Origin of the sequence: Actinokineospora sp., from assembly GCF_052390155.1 — a bacterium.
Taxonomy (GTDB): domain Bacteria; phylum Actinomycetota; class Actinomycetes; order Mycobacteriales; family Pseudonocardiaceae; genus Actinokineospora.
This window is the reverse complement of sequence record NZ_JBQTHF010000006.1, coordinates 144237-164571: the sequence shown is the minus strand read 5'-3', so window position 1 is coordinate 164571 and position 20335 is coordinate 144237. Positions and strand designations below refer to the sequence as shown.

The 20335-nt window shown below is 72.2% G+C and carries 21 protein-coding genes; 14 read left to right on the top strand and 7 right to left on the bottom strand.

The window, feature by feature from the left end:
* The first annotated feature begins 104 nt into the window (after positions 1–104).
* The 3 genes from ACT4N7_RS02970 to ACT4N7_RS02960 are packed head-to-tail and all read left to right on the top strand — an operon-like array spanning position 105 to position 2943.
* Positions 105–833, top strand: coding sequence for a lysophospholipid acyltransferase family protein (locus ACT4N7_RS02970; protein WP_444826989.1), 729 nt, complete (start codon positions 105–107; stop codon positions 831–833).
* Positions 834–838: 5 nt separating this feature from the next.
* Positions 839–1843 (top strand): NAD(P)H-dependent glycerol-3-phosphate dehydrogenase, encoded by a 1005-nt coding sequence (locus ACT4N7_RS02965; protein ID WP_444826988.1) that lies wholly within the window; start codon positions 839–841, stop codon positions 1841–1843.
* On the top strand, positions 1840–2943 hold the full coding sequence (locus tag ACT4N7_RS02960; protein WP_444826987.1) for a cystathionine gamma-lyase: 1104 nt from the start codon (positions 1840–1842) through the stop codon (positions 2941–2943). The genes ACT4N7_RS02965 and ACT4N7_RS02960 overlap by 4 nt, the downstream gene beginning before the upstream one ends.
* A gap of 43 nt (positions 2944–2986) precedes the next feature.
* Here the strand turns inward: ACT4N7_RS02960 and ACT4N7_RS02955 are convergent, their stop codons facing one another.
* Positions 2987–3739 (bottom strand): anti-sigma factor, encoded by a 753-nt coding sequence (locus ACT4N7_RS02955; RefSeq protein WP_444826986.1) that lies wholly within the window; start codon positions 3737–3739, stop codon positions 2987–2989.
* The gene (locus tag ACT4N7_RS02950; RefSeq protein ID WP_444826985.1) at positions 3736–4335 is read right to left on the bottom strand and encodes a sigma-70 family RNA polymerase sigma factor; all 600 of its coding nucleotides are present in this window, start codon (positions 4333–4335) and stop codon (positions 3736–3738) included. The genes ACT4N7_RS02955 and ACT4N7_RS02950 overlap by 4 nt, the downstream gene beginning before the upstream one ends.
* Before the next feature lie 302 nt (positions 4336–4637).
* On the opposite strand from ACT4N7_RS02950, the gene ACT4N7_RS02945 reads away from it, so the two are divergent.
* Positions 4638–5129, top strand: coding sequence for a cysteine dioxygenase (locus tag ACT4N7_RS02945; protein WP_444826984.1), 492 nt, complete (start codon positions 4638–4640; stop codon positions 5127–5129).
* Here the strand turns inward: ACT4N7_RS02945 and ACT4N7_RS02940 are convergent.
* Positions 5095–5793 carry a pyridoxamine 5'-phosphate oxidase family protein gene (locus ACT4N7_RS02940; protein WP_444826983.1) on the bottom strand — a complete coding sequence of 233 codons (699 nt, stop codon included), beginning with the start codon at positions 5791–5793 and terminating at the stop codon, positions 5095–5097. The genes ACT4N7_RS02945 and ACT4N7_RS02940 overlap by 35 nt on opposite strands.
* Before the next feature lie 68 nt (positions 5794–5861).
* On the opposite strand from ACT4N7_RS02940, the gene pdxR reads away from it, so the two are divergent.
* Positions 5862–7283 carry a MocR-like pyridoxine biosynthesis transcription factor PdxR gene (gene pdxR / locus ACT4N7_RS02935; RefSeq protein WP_444826982.1) on the top strand — a complete coding sequence of 474 codons (1422 nt, stop codon included), beginning with the start codon at positions 5862–5864 and terminating at the stop codon, positions 7281–7283.
* A gap of 11 nt (positions 7284–7294) precedes the next feature.
* Complete coding sequence (locus ACT4N7_RS02930) at positions 7295–8386, top strand: D-alanine--D-alanine ligase family protein (protein WP_444826981.1); 1092 nt, start codon at positions 7295–7297, stop codon at positions 8384–8386.
* On the opposite strand, the gene ACT4N7_RS02925 is transcribed toward ACT4N7_RS02930, so the two are convergent.
* Together ACT4N7_RS02925 and ACT4N7_RS02920 are read right to left on the bottom strand one after the other, a co-directional pair.
* Positions 8383–8901: a DUF3515 domain-containing protein gene (locus tag ACT4N7_RS02925; RefSeq protein WP_444826980.1), complete on the bottom strand. Its 519-nt coding sequence runs from the start codon at positions 8899–8901 to the stop codon at positions 8383–8385. The genes ACT4N7_RS02930 and ACT4N7_RS02925 overlap by 4 nt on opposite strands.
* An 86-nt stretch (positions 8902–8987) precedes the next feature.
* On the bottom strand, positions 8988–9221 hold the full coding sequence (locus tag ACT4N7_RS02920) for an Lrp/AsnC ligand binding domain-containing protein (RefSeq protein ID WP_444826979.1): 234 nt from the start codon (positions 9219–9221) through the stop codon (positions 8988–8990).
* Between the two features lie 108 nt (positions 9222–9329).
* On the opposite strand from ACT4N7_RS02920, the gene ACT4N7_RS02915 reads away from it, so the two are divergent.
* The 6 genes from ACT4N7_RS02915 to ACT4N7_RS02890 all read left to right on the top strand — a co-directional run bounded on the left by ACT4N7_RS02915 (position 9330) and on the right by ACT4N7_RS02890 (position 13792).
* Entirely contained in the window at positions 9330–10295 is a 966-nt protein-coding gene (locus ACT4N7_RS02915) for a thiamine-phosphate kinase (protein ID WP_444826978.1), read from the top strand.
* A 117-nt stretch (positions 10296–10412) separates the two neighbouring features.
* The gene (locus ACT4N7_RS02910) at positions 10413–10901 is read left to right on the top strand and encodes a GNAT family N-acetyltransferase (RefSeq protein WP_444826977.1); all 489 of its coding nucleotides are present in this window, start codon (positions 10413–10415) and stop codon (positions 10899–10901) included.
* A complete protein-coding gene (locus tag ACT4N7_RS02905; RefSeq protein ID WP_444826976.1) occupies positions 10874–11395 on the top strand; it encodes a gamma carbonic anhydrase family protein in 522 nt (173 codons plus the stop codon). Before ACT4N7_RS02910 ends, ACT4N7_RS02905 begins: the two co-directional genes overlap by 28 nt.
* 15 nt (positions 11396–11410) lie before the next feature.
* On the top strand, positions 11411–12085 hold the full coding sequence (locus tag ACT4N7_RS02900) for a uracil-DNA glycosylase (RefSeq protein ID WP_444826975.1): 675 nt from the start codon (positions 11411–11413) through the stop codon (positions 12083–12085).
* A 41-nt stretch (positions 12086–12126) separates the two neighbouring features.
* Positions 12127–12489, top strand: a complete 363-nt coding sequence (locus tag ACT4N7_RS02895; protein ID WP_444826974.1) for a PPOX class F420-dependent oxidoreductase — start codon at positions 12127–12129, stop codon at positions 12487–12489.
* Between the two features lie 115 nt (positions 12490–12604).
* Positions 12605–13792, top strand: coding sequence for an MFS transporter (locus tag ACT4N7_RS02890; RefSeq protein WP_444826973.1), 1188 nt, complete (start codon positions 12605–12607; stop codon positions 13790–13792).
* A 37-nt stretch (positions 13793–13829) separates the two neighbouring features.
* Here the strand turns inward: ACT4N7_RS02890 and rpmB are convergent, their stop codons facing one another.
* On the bottom strand, positions 13830–14021 hold the full coding sequence (rpmB, locus tag ACT4N7_RS02885) for a 50S ribosomal protein L28 (protein ID WP_444826972.1): 192 nt from the start codon (positions 14019–14021) through the stop codon (positions 13830–13832).
* A gap of 171 nt (positions 14022–14192) precedes the next feature.
* Here rpmB and ACT4N7_RS02880 point away from each other — a divergent pair, with 171 nt between their 5' ends.
* Together ACT4N7_RS02880 and recG are read left to right on the top strand one after the other, a co-directional pair.
* On the top strand, positions 14193–15839 hold the full coding sequence (locus ACT4N7_RS02880) for a DAK2 domain-containing protein (RefSeq protein ID WP_444827048.1): 1647 nt from the start codon (positions 14193–14195) through the stop codon (positions 15837–15839).
* Positions 15840–15897: 58 nt separating this feature from the next.
* Positions 15898–18075 (top strand): ATP-dependent DNA helicase RecG, encoded by a 2178-nt coding sequence (gene recG, locus ACT4N7_RS02875; protein ID WP_444826971.1) that lies wholly within the window; start codon positions 15898–15900, stop codon positions 18073–18075.
* Between the two features lie 76 nt (positions 18076–18151).
* Here recG and ACT4N7_RS02870 read toward each other — a convergent pair whose 3' ends face one another.
* Positions 18152–19981 (bottom strand): hypothetical protein, encoded by a 1830-nt coding sequence (locus ACT4N7_RS02870; RefSeq protein WP_444826970.1) that lies wholly within the window; start codon positions 19979–19981, stop codon positions 18152–18154.
* Positions 19982–20335: the final 354 nt, after the last annotated feature.

Genomic DNA, 20335 nt, shown 5'->3' with positions numbered 1-20335 from the left:
CGTCGATACTGCCGGCCGAAGCTGACAGCCGACCCCGTCTGGACCCGCGGCCGGTCCGCCAGGGAGACTCACTGGTCACGGCACCGGGCGCGGAGGAGGAGCAGTTGGGCAAGCGCGAGAAGGGCGGGTTCTGGGTCACCACCGCGGCGGCGATGTTCTACCCGCTGACCTGGCTGGGCAAGCGCACGTTCGTCGACGCGGAGAAGCTGCCCGCGACCGGCGGCGCGCTGCTGGTGATGAACCACGTGTCGCACCTGGACCCGCCGAACGACGCGGTCTTCGTGCACCGGCACAAGCGGGTGCCCCGGTTCATGGCCAAGGACAGCCTGTTCCAGCTTCCGGTACTCGGCCGCATCCTCGCCGGGTCCGGCGGCATCCCGGTCTATCGGGGCTCGGCCGAGGCCAGGGACAGCCTGCGTGCCGCCCACCAGGCGCTGCAGGAGGGCAAGCTCGTGCTCATCTACCCCGAGGGCACCATCAGCAAGGACCCCGACGGCTGGCCGATGCGCGCGCGCACCGGGGTGGCGCGGCTGGCGCTGCAGAACGACGTGCCGGTCGTCCCGGCCGCGCGGTGGGGCACCAACGACATCTGGAACGGCTACACCAAGAAGTTCCGGCCGCTGCCGCGCAAGCGGGTCGTCACCGTCGTCGGCGACCCGGTCGACCTGTCCGCGCAGCGCGCCAGGCCGGTCACCAACCAGTTGCTGCGCGAGGTCACCGACCTGATCATGGCCGACGTGCGCGACCTGCTCGCCGAGATCCGCGAGGAACCGGCACCCGCGGAGTTCTTCCGCCCAGGGGTCAAGGGCAACGCCGACGAGTCCGCGAGCTGACCCCCATGGACGAGAAGTTCGCCGTACTGGGCGCGGGATCGTGGGGCACCGCCTTCGCGAAGGTCATGGCCGACACCGGCCGCGAGGTCACGCTGTGGGCGCGCAGGCGCGACGTGGCCGACGCGATCACCGAGCGCCGGGAGAATCCCGAGTACCTGCCGGGCATCCGGCTCCCCGACACCCTGACGTCCACTTCGGACCCGCGGCTCGCGATCGACGGCGCGACCACGGTCGTGCTGGCCGTGCCGAGCCAGAGCCTGCGGCACAACCTGACCGCGTGGCGCCCCCTGCTGGTGCCCGACGCGACGCTCGTCAGCCTCGCGAAGGGTGTCGAACTGGGCACGCTCAAGCGGATGAGCGAGGTCGTCGCCGACGTCACGGGCGTGCGGGAGGACTGGATCGCGGTCGTGTCCGGGCCCAACCTGGCCAAGGAGATCGCCGAGGAGCAGCCGACGGCCACGGTCATCGCCTGCCGCGACCACGACCGCGCGGTCGCCCTGCAGCAGGCGTGCAGCACCAGCTACTTCCGGCCGTACACGATCACCGACGTGGTGGGCTGCGAGCTGGGTGGCGCGTGCAAGAACGTCATCGCGCTGTCCTGCGGCATGGCCGACGGCCTCGGGTTCGGCGCGAACACCCTCGCCACGCTCATCACCCGCGGCCTGGCCGAGACCAGCAGGCTGGGCGCCGCGCTCGGCGCGGACCCGATGACCTTCGCCGGCCTCGCCGGCCTCGGCGACCTGGTCGCCACCTGCTCGTCGCCGCTGTCGCGCAACCGGAGCTTCGGCGCGCGGCTGGGCCGGGGCGAGACGGTGGCGCAGGCGCAGGCCGCCGCGCACGGGCAGGTCGCCGAGGGCGTGAAGTCGTGCTCGTCGATCCGTGAGCTGGCGCTGCGGCACGGCGTCGAGATGCCGATCACCGAGATGGTGCACCGGGTGTGCCACGACGGGTTCGACCCGCGCGAGATGGCGGGCGAGCTGATCGGCCGCAAGACGAAGCCGGAGCGGTGAGCGCCGGCCTCGGCGACGGCACCCGGTGCGTGCACGCGGGGGTCTCGCCCGCCGCCCCCGGCGCGCCCGTGCCGCCGCAGCCGGTGTTCGCCGCCCAGTTCCATCTCGGCGGCGATGGCGACGACTGGTACGGCCGTCCGCACAACCCCACCTGGCGGGCGCTGGAGGCCGCGATCGGCGGCCTCGACGGCGGCGAGTGCGTGGTCTACTCCTCGGGCATGGCCGCGGTCTCGTCGCTGCTGCGCACGGTCCTCGGCGCGGGCGACACGGTCGTGCTGCCCGCCGACGGCTACTTCTCGACCCGCGACTACGTCCGTGACCACCTGGCCGCGCTGAAGCTGGACGTGCGCGAGATCCCGACAGCCGCGCCGTGGTCGGCCGAGACCGTCGCGGGCGCGCGCCTGGTGCTGCTGGAGACCCCGTCGAACCCGGGCCTCGACGTGTGCGACATCGCGGCGGTCGCCGCGCTCGCGCACGCCGCGGGCGCGCTGGTCGCGGTGGACAACACCACGGCGACCCCGCTCGGCCAGCGGCCGCTGGAACTGGGCGCCGATGTCACCCTGGCCAGCGACACCAAGGCCCTCGCGGGCCACAGCGACGTCGTGCTCGGCCACATCAGCACGGCCGACGCCCGGCTGGCCGCGCGGCTGCGGGCCGAGCGCACGGCGAGTGGGTGCGTGCCGGGGCCGTTCGAGGTCTGGCTCGCGCACCGCGGCCTCGGCACCCTCGACCTGCGCCTGGCGCGGCAGGCGGACAACGCCGCCGCGCTCTACGAGGCCCTGCGGGGACACCCGCGCGTCCGCGGTGTCCGCTGGCCGGGCTCGCCGCACGACCCGGCCCACGCGGTGGCGTCCCGGCAGATGCGCCGCTTCGGCGGCGTCGTCACCTTCGAACTGGAGTCGGCCGCCGCGGTGGCGTCCTTCCTCGCCGCGGCCCACCTGGTGACGTCCGCGACCAGCTTCGGCGGCCTGCACTCGACCGCCGATCGACGTGCCCGCTGGGGCGATCCGGTGCCCGCGGGCCTGCTCCGCTTCTCGTGCGGCTGCGAGGACACCCGCGACCTCGTCGCCGACGTGCTGGCCGCCCTGGAGACGCACTGAGGGCCCCTGCCGCGGCAAGGGCCCTCAGTGCGGTGGATCGGAATCAGACCGGCAACGTCATCTGCATCACGACTTCGCTGGTGGGCAGCGGCGAGCCGCCGTTGGGCTCGACCGTGACACCGATCTGCGTGGCGCCGCCGATGCCCGAGGACGCGTTCAGCAGCGACGCGCGGCCCTCCTGGTCCGGGTCCATCAGGCCGATGGACCGCGGGTCGCCGTCGCCCATGAGCCAGACCTGGTAGGTCTTGCCGTCGGGGGCGGTGGGGACGCCGCCCGCGAGCAACATGACCTGGCCGCGGTCGCGGGAGAGGACCACGGTGCCGTTGAGGCCGGACGTCGTCGAGCCGCTGACGAACTTCGCGTCGTTGGCCGAGAGCAGGCCGGCCATCGCGACCGACTGGGCCTGCACCGAGTCGAGGTTCTTGCGGTTCTCGACCAGCAGGAAGCCCAGCGACACCGACACCACCAGCAGCACCGCCGCGGCGACACCGGTGATCCGCATCGGCCACGGCGAGCGCCGCCGGGCGACCTTCTCCGCACGCAGCTCGGCGAGGTCGTCGCCCAGTGGGGGAAGCTGGCGGACCTCGGCGATCCGGGCGAGCACCTGCGCCTTGAGTTCGGCGGGCGGCTGCTCGGAGGCGGCCTCGCCCAGCCGGGTCGCGGTGTCCTGCAGTTCGCGCACCTCCTGGGCACACGACTCGCACTCGGCGAGATGGCGTTCGAACGCGGCCCGCTCGAACTCGGGGATCGCGTTGAGCGCATAGGCGCCAGTCAGCGCGTGGATGTCTGCGGTCATCGGGTCACCCCCAGGCAGTCGCGCATGCGGATCAGTCCGTCGCGCAGTCGAGTCTTGATGGTTCCGAGCGGCGTGTCCAGCAGTTCGGACACCTCGCGGTAGGTCAGTCCGCGGTAGTAGGCCAGTTCGACCGACTCCCGCTGCAGGTCGGTGAGGCTCGCCAGGCAGCGGCGCACCTGCTCGTGTTCGAGTCGGGTGTTCACCAGTTCGGCGACCTCGTCGAACGGGCGGGTGGTCTCCCGGCGGAACGCCTTGTCCTCCCGGTCCGTCGCGGACTGGGCCGAGCGCACCCGGTCGACCGCGCGGCGGTGGGCCAGGGTCATGACCCAGGTCATCGCGCTGCCGCGCTCCGGGGCGTACCTGGCGGCGGTCCGCCACAGTTCGAGCATCACTTCCTGGGTCACCTCCTCGGACTGGGCCGGGTCCCGCACGATGCGCCGGACGAGACCGAAGACCGGCGCGGACACGATGCCGTAGAGCTTCTCGAAGGCTTGCTCGTCACCACGCGCGACGAGTTGGAGCAGGGCACTGGAGTCGGGTGGTTCGACCCGTTCGACATCGGCCACTCCGGCAATCCGCCGAACACGTTCGGCCATGTCCACCTGCTCTCGTCCTCTGGCACGCATTCCCCGCGCGGCGCCTGGCGTCTCCGCTATGGACCATTCGGTGCGCGCGGGGTCCTGGATGGGTGCGCTTCCCACCTGGTGGGCGGCGTTGACCGGTTCCGAGGACGGCTGCTTTCCTTAGTGGCGTGTCACTACGCGCCATGCCCGACCGGCTGGGTCAGCACGACCTCGGCCGGGTCGTCGGCGCGCTCTGTCCCTGTCGGTGATCCAGCCCGCTCTCGGCGGCCCCACGGGGCGCCGCATCGTGTTCGCGCATCCCGATGGAGTATCCCATGTTCGCTGTGCCGCCCAACACCGTCGCCCTCGGCGGAATCCCCGCGGGCGCCCACCCGGCGCTGATCGCCCGGCAGTACGCCGAGGATCGCTCCCGGTGGCGCGAGCTGCTGCGCTACGACCCCGACGTGCGGTTCGTCGCCCTGGTCGACCGCACTGACGAGCTGGAGGTCTGGCTGATGAGCTGGCTCCCCGGCCAGAGCACCGACCTGCACGACCACGCCCAGGCCGCGGGCGCGTTCACGGTCGTGTGCGGCACCCTGACCGAGCGCGTCGCCCGCGGCGCGTCGGGGGAGCGGCCATCGAAGGTGCTGCACCAGGTCGCCGCCGGGCAGTCGCGCGTGTTCGGGCCGGGCTACGTGCACCAGGTCCGCAACGCGGGAGTCGACCCGGCGGTCAGCCTGCACGTCTACCGCTCGGTCCGGCCCGCGATGGGCCACTTCCAGGTCGACCCGGTCACCGGTCTCGCGCAGGTACCGCCCGCGCTGTGACGTGCGCGGGAACGGCGAAATCCCCGGTCAGCAGCTCGCACGGCTCCGGCGCGCCCCAAACCTGGCGCAGCGGCAGCACACCGGCCCACGCGGCGCCCGCGTCGATGTCCTCCTCGTCGTCGGCGGGCCCGCCCGTGCGGATCTTCGCCGCGGCCTCGGTCAGGTCCAGGGCCAGCACCGACGTCGCCGCCAGCTCTTTGGCGTCGGGCACGCGCGCGTGTTCCCACGATCCGGGCGCCATGTGGTCGGTGAGCGCGCGCAGGGCGCGGATCTTCGCCACGGGCTCGGTCACCGGCACCGCCGTGCCGTGGATCACCGCGGACCGGTAGTTCATCGAGTGGTGGAACACCGACCGCGCGTAGACGATGCCGTCGACCAGGGTCACCGCCACGCACACCTCGACGCCCGCCGCCGCCGTGCGCAGGCTGCGGGCACCGGTCGAGCCGTGCAGGTAGAGCGTGTCGCCGTCGCGGCCGTAGCCGGTCGGCAGCACCAGCGGCGCGCCGTCGACCACCGTCGACAGGTGGCAGACCAGCCCGGCGTCGAGGATCGAGTGCAGCACCGCCCGGTCCGCGACGGCCCGGTTCTTGCCGCGCTGGACGGTGCTGCGCTCGGTGGGGGACAGCCTGGGGGACTGACTGGGGGACGGAAATGTCTCGGTCACGTGACCAGCCTGGCGCGTCGAGTGGCATGCTGACAGGGCCACAGCCGAGCAATTCTGGGAGGCCACTTATGGCGGAGAGCCCCGCGCTGCCGCTGACCGTCGACCGGGAGTCAGCGACCCCGTTGGCCGTGCAGCTCGCCGAGGAACTGCGGACCGCCGCGGCCGACGGACGGCTGCGCAGCGGCGACCGGCTGCCCTCGACCCGGACGCTCGCCGCCCAGCTCAAGGTCAGCCGCACGGTCACCGCCGCCGCCTACGAGCAGTTGCACGCCGAGGGCTGGATCGCGGGCAGACACGGGTCCGGCACCTACATCACCACCGCGCCACCGGGTTCCCTGCGCGCCCGGCCGCGCCGCGCCCGCACCGAGTCGGCCGCGGCCGACGCCATCGACCTGCGGCCAGGCTCGCCGTGGGTCGGCGGGATCGACCGGTCGGCGTGGCGGCGCGCCTGGCGGGCCGCGGCCGACGTCGCGCCGCTGCGCCGCCCGCAGCGCGCCGGTCTGCCCGCCTATCGCGCGGCCGTCGCCGAGCACCTGCTGCGCCACCGCGGCCTGCGGGTCAGCGCCGAGTTCGACGGCGGCGACGGCGAATCCGTGCTGGCCACCGGCGGCACCACCGCGGCGCTCGCCGAGCTGGCCGCGGCCGTGCTGCGCCGCGGCGACACCGTGGCCGTCGAGGAACCCGGCTACCAGCGGGCCGTGGAAACCATGCGCGCGGCCGGGTTGCGGGTCGTGCCCGCCCCGGTCGACGCCGACGGCCTGCTGCTCGACGCGCTGCCCCTGGGCACCCGCGCCGTCTACTGCTCGCCCGCGCACCAGTACCCGCTGGGGCGGCGGATGGCGGCGGGGCGGCGGGTGGCGCTGGTGGAGCGGGCGCGGCGGGAGGGCTGGCTGGTCATCGAGGACGACTACGACGGCGAGCTGCGCTACGACGTGGCCCCGCTGCCGCTGCTCGCCGCGCTCGCCCCGGACGTCGTGGTGCACCTGGGCACCACCAGCAAGATCCTCACCCCGACGCTCGGCGCGGGCTGGATGGTGGCGCCGCCCGGGGTTGTCGCCGCCGTGCTGGAGCACCGCGAGTCCACCGGCACCGGCCCCGCCGCCGCGGGCCAGCTCGTCGTGGTCGAACTGGCCCGCAACGGCGACCTCGGCAGGCACCTGCGCAGGCTGCGCCGCGAACTGTCCGAGCGGCGCACCCTGCTGGTGGGCGCGCTGCTCGACGGCGGCGTCCCCGTGGTCGGCGACGACGCGGGCGCGCACCTGGTGGTGCCGCTGGACTCGGCCGCCGCCGAGCGCGACCTCATCGACGCCGCGTCGCGTAGTGGCCTGCTGCTCGACGGCCTCGCCCGCCACCACAGCGGCCAGGCGAGCTGGTTCGGCATCGCCCTGGGCTACGCGGCGTGCTCGCGCGAGCAGCTCCACGAGGCGATTCCGGTCCTGGTACGACTCCTGACCAGGTCGACGGGGTCCGTCGTTAGCCCATCCGGGTAGGGTCGTCCGCCATGGCCAGCTCAAAGATCCGGGTCGCGGTGGTGTTCGGCGGCCGCAGCACCGAGCACGCGGTGTCCTGCGTGTCGGCGGCGAGTGTGCTCGCCAACCTCGACCCGGACCGGTTCGAGGTCCTGCCCGTGGGCATCACCCGCGAGGGGGCCTGGGTGCTCGGCCCGGCCGACCCGGCGGTGCTGCGCATCCACGAGCGCACGATGCCGAGCATCGAGTCCGGCACCGCGCTCACCCTGCCCGCCGACCCGGCCTCGACGCGCCTGGTGGTGCTGGAACGCGGCCGCGAGGGCGAGGTGCTCTCCGGCGTCGACCTGGTGTTTCCCGTGCTGCACGGCGCGTACGGCGAGGACGGCACCATCCAGGGGCTGCTGGAGATGGTCGGGCTGCCCTACGTCGGCCCCGGCGTGCTCGCCAGCGCGGTCGCGATGGACAAGGGCTACACCAAGAAGCTGCTCGCCGCCGACGGCCTGCCCGTCGGCCGCTACGTCGAGCTGCGCCGGGGCCAGGCCACGCTGACCGACGCCGAGCGCGACCACCTCGGTCTGCCGGTGTTCGTCAAGCCGTCGCGCGCGGGCTCGTCCACCGGCATCAGCCGGGTCACCGCGTGGGACCAGCTCGCCGCGGCGATCGCGCTCGCCCGCGAGATCGACCCGAAGGTGCTGGTGGAGGCCGCGGTCGTCGGCCGCGAGGTCGAGTGCGGCGTGCTGGAGTTCCCGGACGGCCGGCTGGAGGCGTCCCAGCCCGCCGAGGTCCGCCTGGTCGACGGCGTCGACTGGTACGACTTCGACGCGAAGTACCTCGACGACGTCTGCGAACTCGACATCCCCGCCAAACTGGACGACACCGTCACCGAACGGTTGCGCGCCATGGCCGTCGAGGCGTTCCGCGCGCTCGACTGCCAGGGCCTCGCGCGGGTCGACTTCTTCGTGGGCGCGGACGGCGCGCTGACCGTCAACGAGGTCAACACGATGCCCGGCTTCACCCCCACCTCGGCCTACCCGAAGATGTGGGCCGTCTCGGGCGTGGACTACCCGACCCTGCTGGGCGTGCTCGTGGACACCGCGTTGGCGCGCGGCACCGGTCTGCGCTAGGGCGTCACCCGCTGGGCGGGCAGCGTCGCACCGACCACTTCGGACACTGTCTGCAGTGGACCGGTGCCCACGCCCTCCGGCAGCGTGAGTGCGATGTAGACCGTGCGGTCGACGGCGAACCACGAGGCCGACGCGGTGCCCGGCACCGGCAGCCACCGCACGCCGGACACCTGGCGCAGCGCCGAGGTCGGCGTCAGCTCGGGCGGTTTCGCCAGCCCGCAGCGAAGAACCACGGGATCGCCGACGCGGTCGCCCCACGCGGTGACGCCCGCGGGCGCGGGTGCCGCGATCGGCAACTCGGACAGCGTGACGGACCCGCTGGTCAACTCGGCGGGCAGCGCGGCCAGCAGCGCCGCGCACTCCGGCGCCGACGCCGCGGGCGCGTCGACGGGCACCAGTCCGATCGGACCGGTGCGCGGCGGCGGTGTCGTCCGAGTCGGCGGTGGCGCCGCGGCGGTGTCGCCGGAGTCGAGAACCTGGCTCGCCACCACGACTCCCGCCGCCAGCAACCCCACCAGCGCGACGGCGACACCGACCGCGGTCGGCGACAGACCGGTGCGAGACTGCTCGCCCTGTGTCGATTGCTCGCTCGCGGGCTCGCTCAGAGGTGGACCACCGGGCAGGTCAGCGTCCGGGTGATGCCGTCGACACTCTGGATGCGGGCGACGACGAGCTGGCCGAGCAGGTCGACGTTGTCGGCCTCGGCCCGCACGATCACGTCGTAGGGCCCGGTTACATCCTCGGCCGTGGTGACACCATCGAGGTCGGCGATCTCGGCGGCCACGGCCGCGGCCTTGCCGACTTCGGTCTGGATAAGGATGTATGCATGGACCACGGCGCGCCCCTTCGCGGCTAGGAGTCCCCAAGAGGTAGGAACGTGTCCAGCAACGTACCCCAGTTCAGGATCGATGGGGATTCCGAGTGTCGGTGATCGGAGGAACTCATGCGATCGGACCCACCGCGGAGCGCGGAGACGGTGGCCGACGTGGGTGAGTTCGCCCTCATCCGGCGAATCACCGACGGCCGCCGACAGCCCGCCGCGACCCTGCTCGGCCCGGGCGACGACGCCGCGGTGGTCGCGGCGTCCGACGGCCGCGTGGTGGCGAGCACGGACATTCTGGTGGCGGGCGTCCACTTCCGCTTCGACTGGTCGCCGCCGGAGCAGGTCGGCCGCAAGGCGGTGGCGGTGAACCTGGCCGACATCGCGGCCATGGGCGCGGTCCCCACCGCGGTGCTCGTCGGCCTCGCGTGTCCATCCGGGACAGCCGCGTCGGTGGTGGACGAACTGTCCGCGGGCATGTGGCACGAGGCGGCCCGCGCCCGAGTCGGCATCGTCGGCGGCGACATGGCCGACTCGGCCACCCTGGTGATCTCCGTCACCGCCCTGGGTGATCTCCAGGGCCGCGCCCCGGTCACCCGTGCGGGCGCCATGCCTGGTGACGTCGTCGCGGTGGCGGGGAAACTGGGCTGGAGCGCGGCGGGCCTGGCGGTGCTCGGCCGTGGTTTCCGGTCGCCGGTCAGCGTCGTCGGCGCCCACCGCGCCCCCGAACCGCCCTACGCCGCGGGCCCCCAGGCCGCCGACGCGGGCGCCACCGCGATGATCGACGTGTCGGACGGACTCCTCGCCGACCTCGCCCACCTCTGCGCGGCATCCCACGTCGCGATCGACGTGCGGACCGACCTGATCGAGGTCCACCAGCGCCTGGTCGACGTGGCCTCCGCCCTCGGCGCCGACGCGCGCCACTGGGTGTTGACCGGCGGTGAGGACCACGCCCTGGCGGCCACGTTCCCCGAACCGGCCGCGGTACCGGACGGCTGGCGCACCATCGGCACCGTCACCCGCGGCACCGACGTCACGGTCGACGGCGGCCCGTACGAGGGCGCGACCGGGTGGCAGCACTGGCGGTGAGCCTCGGCTGTCAACATATTCGCCGTCCGCACCACGTCGCTGCGCGGTTCGAGTGGCGCCAGTCACGCACCGGCATAAGGCGACACACGGATTTGCGCGTTGCGACACAATCTCGGCGTGCGCATCGAAGTGTTGGCCTACGACCACCCCGACGTGGTCCGCCTCGTGGCGGAGGTGCAGGGGGAGTACGTGATTCGCTATGGCGGGCCGGACGACACTCCCGTCGATCCGGCCGAGTTCGCGCCGCCGCGGGGGTTGTTCCTCGTCGGGTATGTCGGCGGGGTGGCGATGGTGACCGGCGGGTGGCGGGCCCACGGGGCGGACGCGGAGATCAAGCGGATGTACGTCTCACCCGCGGGCCGCGGTCGCGGGCTGGCGCGGATGATGCTCGCCGAGTTGGAGCGGACGGCGGCCGAAGCGGGTTACGACAGGTTGATCCTGGAGACCGGAAGCAAGCAGCCGGAGGCCGTGCAACTCTACCGGTCCGCGGGCTACGAACCTGTGCCCAAGTTCGGCTACTACGCCGACGCGCCCGAGGCGATCCACCTCGGCAAGGTCCTGAGCAGTGAGGAAGTGTCGTGCCCGTCTACGCCATCGGCGACCTGACGCCCACCATCCACCCGGACGCCTACGTGCACCCGGACGCCACGGTCATCGGCGCCGTCACGCTGCGCGCGCACGCTTCGGTGTGGCCGCGGGCCGTGCTGCGCGGTGATTACGGCACCATCGAGATCGGCGAGCGCACCAGCGTGCAGGACGGCTCGGTGGTCCACTGCACCCAGTTCCACCCGGTTCGGATCGGGGCCGACTGCGTGATCGGGCACAACGTGCACATCGAGGGCGCGACCGTCGGCGACCGGTGCATGATCGCGTCGGGTTCGGTGCTGCTCAACGGTTCCGTGGTCGAGAACGGCGCGATCCTCGGCGCGGGCGGCGTCATGTCGTTCAACGGGGTGATCCCCGCGCGGTCGATGGCGCTGGGCGTCCCGGCCAAGGTCCGCGAGGGTTACGTGGTGCCCGACGACATGACGGCCGGGATCGTGGCGATGTACGTGGCGAACTGCGCGACGTACCGGGCGAAGCTGCGTCGCCTGGACTGAGTAGGGTTCTCCGGCGTGGCACGACCATTGACCGAGATTGTCGAAGCAGGGTGGGCGCAGGCGCTGGCGCCCGCCGCCGAGCAGATCGCCGCGATGGGGGAGTTCCTGCGCGCGGAGATCGCCGCGGGACGCACCTATCTGCCCGCGGGGGAGAACGTGCTGCGTGCGTTCAAGCAGCCCTTCGCCGACGTGCGCGTCCTGATCGTCGGCCAGGACCCGTACCCGACGCCGGGGCACGCGGTCGGGCTGTCGTTCTCTGTCGCCCCGGAGGTGCGGCCGATTCCCAAGAGTCTGGTCAACATCTACAAGGAGTACTGCGAGGATCTCGGTCACCCGCCGCCCACCAACGGCGATCTGACGCCGTGGGCCGAGCACGGCGTGCTGCTGCTCAACCGGGCGCTCACGGTGCAGCCCGGCAAGTCCAACGCCCATCAGGGCAAGGGCTGGGAGCAGGTCACCGAGCAGGCCATCCGCGCCCTCGCGGCCCGCGGCGGCCCGCTGGTGGCGATTCTGTGGGGCCGCAACGCGCGCAATCTGCTGCCGATGCTGGGGTCGGTGCCCGCGGTCGAGTCCGCGCACCCGAGCCCGCTGTCCGCGCACAACGGGTTCTTCGGCTCGAAGCCGTTCAGCCGGGCCAACGCGCTGCTCGCGGAGCAGGGCGCCGAACCGGTGGACTGGAAACTGCCCTAGGGTCTTGACCTCCACATATGTGGAGGTTGCAGGCTGGGCGGATGACGTTCTCCCAGTCCGAACTCGACTACCTCGCCACCCAGCCGCTCGGGCGGCTCGCGACCGTCACCCCTGACGGCACCGTGCAGGTGCGGCCGGTGGGCTTCTTCGTCAACGCCGACCTCGGCACCGTTGACATCGGCGGTCACGCGATGGCGCGCACGCAGAAATTTCGCAACGTTGCCGCGGGCAGCACCGTCGCGCTCGTCGTCGACGACCTCGCGTCGGTGGATCCGTGGACGGTGCGGGGCGTGGAGATCCGCGGCACCGCGCAGGCGCTCACCGGACAGCGGCCACCGATGCCCGGGTTCAGCGCCGAACTGATCAGGATCACGCCGCTGCGCGTGATCAGTTGGGGGCTCTAGCCATCGGCCGTTGGAGGGCGCGGGTGAGACAGGTCGGGTGTGGCGCGGTAGTGCGTTCGGGCTGAGTGTGTGAATTGTGTGTTGCTTCACCGCGTTCGGCGCTAGCGTCGAGCGGATGTGGGCGAGACGGGATCTGGCGCTGGTGGCATCGGGGGCCGCCGTGTCGCTGTTCGGGACCGCGGTCACCCTGATCGTCTTGTTGTTGTACGTCAAGGACTTCAGCTCGTACGCGGTGGTCGCCGTGCTCATCGCCGAGTTCGTGCCGGTGTCGCTGGGGGCGCCGCTCGCCGGGCTGCTGGTGGACCGACTGCCCAACCGCAGGCTGATGATCGCAGGCCAGGTGGTGCAGGCCGCTGCGGTGGTCGGGGTCGTGGCGACCATGCACAGCCTGCCGCTGATGCTGGGCATGCTGGTGGTCCTTGGCTGCGGCACGGCGGTGGTGAACCCGGCCGCGTCGGCGCTGATTCCAGTGGTGTGCGGGGAATCCGACGCCACCCGCGGCTACGCCTGGCTCGCGGCGGGCCGCGGCATCGGCATGCTCGCAGGCTCGGCCGCGGGCGGTCTGCTCGTCGCCGCGCTGGGCACGCGGGAGGCGCTGCTGCTCGACGCCGCGACGTACCTGTTGCAAGGTGCCCTGCTCTGCCTCGTCCGCGCCGAGCGCGACCCGCGCGGCACCTCGACCCGCCGCGCGCGCGGCGACGCCACGGCGGGGCTGCGGCACATCCTCGGCGACCCGGTGCTGCGGATCGTCGTGGCGAGCCTGGCCGTGGCCTGCGTCGGGGTGATGTTCGCGGACGTGGCAAACGTCTTCTACGTCACCGACGTGCTCGGCGGCGGCGCGGCGATCCTCGGGCTGCTGCACGCCTGCTGGATGCTCGGCGTGCTCGTCGGGGCGCGGGTGGCCGCGCGGATGGGCGCCGAGCGGACCCTGCTGATCGGGCTCGGCGCCGCCTGCTGCGTGATGGGGGTGGCCATGCTGGTGCCCGCGCTGCTGCCGTTCGCCCCGCCGGTCGCGGTCGGCTACCTGCTTGGCGGCGCGGCCAACGGCGTGCAGAGCGTGACCCACCAGGGCCTGGTGCGGGCGCGCACCCCCGACGCGATCCGCGGCCGAGCGTTCGCGGCGGCGGGCGCGGTGCTGATCGGGTCGAACATCGTGGGCACGGTGCTCGGCGGTGTCGTGGTGGCCATGGTGGGGCCGCGGCCGACGTTCGCGATCGCCGCCGTGGCCGCGCTGGTGGCGGGCGTGGCCGCGCTGCGCGTGATGTTGGCCGCGGACACAGCGAAACCGGCGCCGGTGACCTGAGTCACCGACGCCGGTTTCGGAATTCTGCTGCGGACTCTCAGCCGCGGACGACCTTGCCCGCCTTGAGGCACGAGGTGCACACGTTCATCCGCTTGCGCTGCGAGATGCCCAGCTTGGCGTGCACGGTCTGGATGTTCGGGTTCCACCTGCGGTTGGTACGCCGGTGGGAGTGCGAGACCGACTTGCCGAAGCCTGGCCCCTTGCCACAGACGTCGCACACGGCAGCCACGTCGACACTCCTTCAGGTTGACGGAGCCCACAATTATCGTGAGCGCACATACGAGGGCCCAGGCACGGCCTGAGCGGTCTGCACAGCGTATCGGGTGCCGGGACGGCGCTCCAAACCGGGGCTCCCACTAGTCTCCCCGGATACCGGTTGGACGAGTGGGAGGCTCTAGTGCTGCAGGCACTGGACGCGGGCGAGGTGCGTCGCTGGGCCGCGGCCTGCGTGCAGGCGCTCGACGCGCACCGCGAGGCGATCGATCACATCAATGTCTACCCCGTCGCCGACGGTGACACCGGATCCAATCTGCTCAACACGGTGCGCGCCGCGCTGGAGGCGCTGCTGCGGGCGCCCGGGGCGGAGCGGGCCGACGCGGGCGGCGCGCTGGCCGTGCTGGCCAAGGGCGCGCTCGCGGGCGCGCGCGGCAACTCCGGGGTGATCGTCTCGCAGGTCCTGCGGGGGATGGCCGAGGCGCTGCGCGACCACGCCGAGGTGACCGGGCCCGGCCTGCGCGCGGCCCTGGTCCGCGGCGCCGAGTTGGCCACGGCGGCCGTGTCCAGGCCGGTCCCGGGCACGATGCTCAGCGTGCTCGACGCCGCCGCGGCCGCGAACGGCGGCGCCAACGGCCTGCACGACGTGGCGATCGCCGCCGCGGTCGCCGCCGCCGAGGCGCTCGACCACACGCCCGAGCAGCTCAGCGTGCTCGCGGAGGCGGGGGTGGTCGACGCGGGCGGGCGCGGGGTGGTGGTGCTGCTCGACGCGCTCGTCGCGGTGATCGCCGGGGCGCCGCCGGAGCTGGCGGTGGCCGCGCGCGTGCGCGCCGACGAGGTCAAGGTGGCTCCCCGACCTGCCGAGAATTCGCTGGTCGCGTCCCGAGAGGCGGGCTCGGACCTCTACGGCTACGAGGTCATGTACCTGCTGGAGCAGACCACCGAGGTGGCCGCGGGCGCGCTGCGCGAGGTGCTGGTCGGCCTCGGCGACTGCGTGTCGGTGGTCGGCGACGGCGCGGACCTGTGGACGGTCCACGTGCACTGCAACGATGTCGGTGCCGCCATCGAGGCGGGCATCGATGCGGGCAGGCCGCGCCGGGTCCGGGTCGCCCGGTTCGCCGACGCCGCCCCGGACGGGCCCGCCCGGTTCGCCAAGGACCGCGCGGTCGTGGTGCCCGTGCTCGGCGACGAACTGGCCGACCTGCTGCTCGCCGAGGGCGTGGCCGTGCTGCGGGTCGATGAGGGCGCGCCGCCGACGCCGTACGAGTTGCTGCAGGTGATCACCGGCACGGGCGCGGCGCACGTGACGGTGCTGCCCGGCAACGCCGGGCTGGTCGCGATCGCCGACGAGGCCGCGATCCGCGCCGTCGCCGCTGGTCAGGACGTGGTTGTGGTGCCGAGTGTGTCGCCCGTGCAGGTACTGGCGGCGATCGCGGTACACGATCCGCGCAGGCGCGCGGGCGACGACGTGGTGGCCATGGCCGAGGCGTCCGCCGCGACCCGTCGCGGCGAAGTGGTGGTCGCCGCCGAGGACGCGATCACCTGGATCGGGCCGTGTCGCGCGGGCGACGTGCTGGGCTTCGCGGACGGCGAGGTCGTGCTGATCGAGCCCGGGCCGCCCGGGGCCGACACCCTGGCCAGGGTCGCCGCGGCGGTGGTCACCCGGATGCTCGCGGCGGGTGGCGAACTGGTCACCGCGCTGCTCGGCCGCGACGCGCCCGCGGAACTCGCCGACGCGCTGGCCGAGTTCCTGCGCGGTGAGCGGCCGGACGCCGAACTCGCCGTGCATCGGGGCGGGCAGACCGATTCGGTGCTGGTGCTCGGCCTGGAGTGACGCACTGTCGGGGCGGACCGTCATAATCGGGCCGATCCGACGTGGGCGTGGGAGAGGTATGGCATCGCTGAGCGACCGGCTCGACCGGGTGGTGGGCAAGAAGTCGGCCGACGCGCTGGCGGCCGCGTTCAAGCTGGACAGCGCGGGCGATCTGCTGCGGCATTATCCGCGCCGCTACGCCGAGCGCGGCCAGCTCACCGACATCGCGGGCCTGGAGGTCGGCGAGCACGTCACGGTGATGGCCAAGGTCGTCTCGGTGAACAAGCGGCAGATGAAGACCAAGCGCGGCTCGATCATCGAGGTCGCGCTGACCGACGGCAAGCGCTCGCTGGAGTGCGCGTTCTTCAACCAGCCCTGGCAGTTGGAGAAGCTCAAGCCGGGCATCAGCGCGTTGTTCGCGGGCAAGGTCACCGCGTTCCGGCAGAAACTTCAGCTCGCCAATCCCGATTACCAACTCCTCGACGGCGGCGACGCGGAACCTGATGCGGTGGCGGACTTCGCGGGCGGACTCATTCCGGTCTACCCGGCGTCGGCGAAGATCCAGTCCTGGCAGATCGCGCAATGCGTGCAGCAGGCGCTGGGCCTGCTCGACGAGATCGATGACCCGTTTCCGCCCGAGCTGCGCGCCAAACTCGGGCTGTCCGAGTACGACGAGGCGGTGCGCGCGATCCACAAACCGGCCGACTGGGCCGATGTGGAGGGCGCGCGCAAGCGGCTCAAGTGGGACGAGGCACTGGCCGTGCAGCTCGCGCTTGCCCAGCGCCGCACCGCATCCGCCGCGCGGCCCGCGCCCGCGTGCCCGCCCCACGACGGCGGCATCCGCGACGCGTTCGATCGGCGGCTGCCCTTCGAGCTGACGCAGGGGCAGGTCGCGGTCGGCCAGGCGATCGCCGAGGATCTCGCGGGCGAGCACCCGATGAACCGGTTGCTGCAGGGCGAAGTCGGGTCCGGCAAGACGATCGTGGCGCTGCGCGCGATGCTGCAGGTGGTCGACTCCGGCAGGCAGGCCGCGCTGCTCGCGCCCACGGAAGTGTTGGCGGCACAGCATTCCCGCTCGCTGGCGGAGCTGCTCGGTGATCTTGCGGAGGGCGGTCAGCTCGGCGGCGCCGACAACGCCACCCGGCTCACCCTGCTCACCGGCTCGCTTTCCGCGCCACAGCGCAAACAGGCCATGCTCGACGCGGCCAGCGGCGCGGCCGGAATCGTGGTCGGCACGCACGCGCTGATCCAGGACAAGGTGTCGTTCGCGGACCTCGGTTTCGTTGTGGTGGACGAACAACACCGCTTCGGCGTCGAACAGCGCGACGCGCTGCGCGCGCGGGCGGGGGAGAACGTGAGCCCGCACGTGCTGGTGATGACCGCGACCCCGATCCCGCGCACGGTGGCGATGACGGTGTACGGCGACCTGGAGACCTCGTCGCTGCGGGAGTTGCCCGCCGGGCGCTCGCCGATCGCGACGAACGTGGTGCCGGTGGCCGAGAAACCCGCTTGGCTGGACCGGGTGTGGGAACGTGTTCGGGAAGAGGTCCATAAAGGACACCAGGCATACGTGGTGTGCCCGCGGATCGGCGCGGAAGAGTCCACAGAGGACGCTTCCGGCGGCGACGACGGCACGGGTCGTCGCCCGCCGCTCGCGGTGTCCGATGTGGCGCCGATGCTCGCGGATGGCGCGCTTTCCGGGCTGCGCCTGGGGATTCTGCACGGACGCCTGGCGGCCGACGAAAAAGATCGTGTGATGCGCGCGTTCGCCGCGGGCGAGATCGATGTACTGGTGGCTACCACGGTGGTCGAGGTCGGGGTGAACGTGCCCAACGCCACCGCGATGGTGATCATGGATGCGGAGCGGTTCGGGATGAGCCAACTCCATCAGCTCCGCGGGCGCGTCGGACGGGGCAGCGCCCCTGGGCTGTGCCTACTGGTCACGGAAATGATCGGCGGCACGGCCACTCGCGACCGACTTGATGCTGTTGCCTCCACTTTGGACGGTTTCGAGCTGGCTCGGCTTGATCTGGAGATGCGTCGGGAGGGCGACATTCTCGGTGCCAGCCAGTCGGGATCGCGGTCGGGGTTGAAGCTGCTGTCGTTGTTGCGTGATGAGGATGTGATCGCCGATGCCCGGGTGGTCGCGCAGGCACTGATTGCCGATGACCCGGAGTTGGCGGCGTTTCCCGGTCTGGCCCATATGGTGGGCCAGTTGGTGGACGACGAGCGCGCGGAGTACCTGGAAAAGGTTTGATCAGGCCGGGGGGTTCCCAACGTGGCTCGGCCCCCTCGACAACCAGGTCGAGGGGGCCGAGCGTGCGTAACTGACCTTACCGGGCGCCCGCGCGGGCGGGCGTCGGAGCGGGTGTTGTCTGGCCGGGGCGCGCGGATGTGTCCGAAGTGGACTTGGTGTCGGCGGCCTTGGCCATCGTCTCGGTGAAGTGGCGCTTGGCTTCTTCCAGGATGGCGAAGGTGCTCGTCACCTGCTCGGAGACGCGACGCTCGAAGTCGTCGGCTGTGCGCTGCTTCTCGGTGGCGTGCGAAAGCCTGGCCTCCGCGTCGGCGCGGACGTCGGCGGCGTGCTTGTCTGCCGCATCGCGCTTGGCCTTGATCTCGTTGTCGGCCTTGGTGCGGGCCTCGGCGAGGGTCTTCTCCGTGTCCGACTTCTGCTTGTCGGCGTCGGCGACCAGGGCGGCGGCCTGCTTCTCGGCGTTGTCCCGCTTGGCCTTGATCTCGTTGTCGGCCTTGGTACGGGCGTCGGCGAGGGCCTTCTCCGTGTCCGACTTCTGCTGCTCGGTGTCGGCGACCAGCTTCGCGGCCTGCTTCTCGGCGGCGTCTCGCTGGGCGGCGATCTCGGCGGCTGCCTTCGAGCGCTGGTCGGCGAGGGCCTTGTCGGTCTCGGCCTGGTGGCGCTCGGTGTCGGCGATGAGCTTCGCGGCCTGCTTCTCCGCGGCGTCCTTCTGGGCGGCCAGCTCGGCGGCTGCCTTCGAGCGCTGGTCGGCGATGGCCTTGTCGGTGTCCGACTGACGCTGCTCCAGGTCGGCGACGAGCCGGGCGGCCTGCTTCGCGGCGGTGTCCTTGCGGGCGGCGATCTCGGACTCCGCCTTGGACCGCTGCTCGACGAGCGCCCGCTCCGTGTCCTTCGACTTCGCCGCGAGCCCCGACTCCACCTCGTGGGTCTTGGCCGCGAGCGCCTTGTCCACCTGCGCCGACTTCGCCGCGACGGCCGCATCGGCCTGGTCGATCCGGGCCTTGAGCGCGGTCTCGGCGTCGGCCTGCCTGCCCGCGAACACCTTCTCCGCCTGCGCCTGCGTCTCTGCCCGTCGACGGTCCGACTCGGCGTCGAGCTGCTCGCGCACGCGCAGCCCCTCGGCGTCGAGCTGGTCGCGGTGGGCGGAGGCGTCGGCGTAGAGCTGGGCGATGCGCGCCTCGTTCGCCTTGGTCTGCTGCTCGACCTCGGCGCGGGCGTCGGCCATCAGCTTCTTGTGCTCGGCGGCGAGTGTGGAGCGCATCGACTCGTACTCGGCGTCCAGTTCCGCGTGGTTGCGGGTGTAGTCCGCCTCCAACTGCTTGCGGCGCTCGGCCAGCTCGGCGAGCATCCGGTCGTGCTTGCCCTTGAGGTCGGTGGCGTAGGCGTTGGCCTCCGCGCGAACGACGGCGGCCGCGTCGTCGGCCTTGCTGTGGATGTTCGCGGAGTACGCCTCGGCGCTGAGCCTGGTCTGCGCGGCGTGGTCGTCAGCCGCGGTCCGGGTGCCGGTGGCGTAGGCGTCGGCCTCCTGGCGGGTGTTCGCCCCGTACGCCTCCGCCTCGTTGCGCGTGGCCTGCCCGTAGTCGTTGGCCTGCCGCTTGAACTCGGCGATCTCCTCCTCGGCCAACTGCATCATCAACCGCACCCGCTCGGTCATGCCCTCGGTGCTGTTGGGGTTCGTGCTGATGCGGTTGAGCCGGGTGGTCGTTTCCAGCAATTGCTGTTGCAACGAGCCGAGTGACTTGGTTAGCTCGCCCACCTTCGACGCGGCCTCTTCGCGTCCCTTGGACGCATGGCGCAGGTCGTAGGTGAGTCGCGTGACCCGTTCGTTGACCTGACGGGGGTTGTACCCGCGGAGAACGGTGTCGAAGTGCGGCAAACGGTCGGAAGGCTCGGCGTCACCAGAAGGCATTGCACCACTTTAGAGGTCACCCGCTCAGGTGATACCACCGAGGTGGGTAATTCTGTGTTATGGGTTTCCCTGTGCCGCGACTGGTGGTGCGCACTGCGAACGGCTGCGTTCGATTCGCCGCCCCGGGGGACCCGCAGCGGGTTCGGCACGTGATTCCCAGCCGCGGCCTTGACCGTGGTGACCTGGTCGCCGGGGATGCCGATCTTGACCACGCCGTCCATGTCCAGCGCGCCCGATGCTGTCACCACATCGAGTTCCACATTCTGGGTCTTGATCTCCCAAGTGGATCGTTTTTCGTCACCGCCGGTAACGAAGATCGAGTACCAGATGCCGAGCACCTGTTGCTGGAACGAC

Coding starts and splice junctions, on each gene's coding strand:
- ACT4N7_RS02915 (WP_444826978.1), top strand. CDS start 9,330: ATGCGATCGGACCCACCGCGGAGCGCGGAGACGGTGGCCGACGTGGGT.
- ACT4N7_RS02895 (WP_444826974.1), top strand. CDS start 12,127: ATGACGTTCTCCCAGTCCGAACTCGACTACCTCGCCACCCAGCCGCTC.
- ACT4N7_RS02965 (WP_444826988.1), top strand. CDS start 839: ATGGACGAGAAGTTCGCCGTACTGGGCGCGGGATCGTGGGGCACCGCC.
- ACT4N7_RS02950 (WP_444826985.1), bottom strand. CDS start 4,335: ATGGCCGAACGTGTTCGGCGGATTGCCGGAGTGGCCGATGTCGAACGG.
- recG (WP_444826971.1), top strand. CDS start 15,898: ATGGCATCGCTGAGCGACCGGCTCGACCGGGTGGTGGGCAAGAAGTCG.
- ACT4N7_RS02930 (WP_444826981.1), top strand. CDS start 7,295: ATGGCCAGCTCAAAGATCCGGGTCGCGGTGGTGTTCGGCGGCCGCAGC.
- ACT4N7_RS02955 (WP_444826986.1), bottom strand. CDS start 3,739: ATGACCGCAGACATCCACGCGCTGACTGGCGCCTATGCGCTCAACGCG.
- ACT4N7_RS02945 (WP_444826984.1), top strand. CDS start 4,638: ATGTTCGCTGTGCCGCCCAACACCGTCGCCCTCGGCGGAATCCCCGCG.
- ACT4N7_RS02890 (WP_444826973.1), top strand. CDS start 12,605: ATGTGGGCGAGACGGGATCTGGCGCTGGTGGCATCGGGGGCCGCCGTG.
- pdxR (WP_444826982.1), top strand. CDS start 5,862: ATGGCGGAGAGCCCCGCGCTGCCGCTGACCGTCGACCGGGAGTCAGCG.
- ACT4N7_RS02870 (WP_444826970.1), bottom strand. CDS start 19,981: ATGCCTTCTGGTGACGCCGAGCCTTCCGACCGTTTGCCGCACTTCGAC.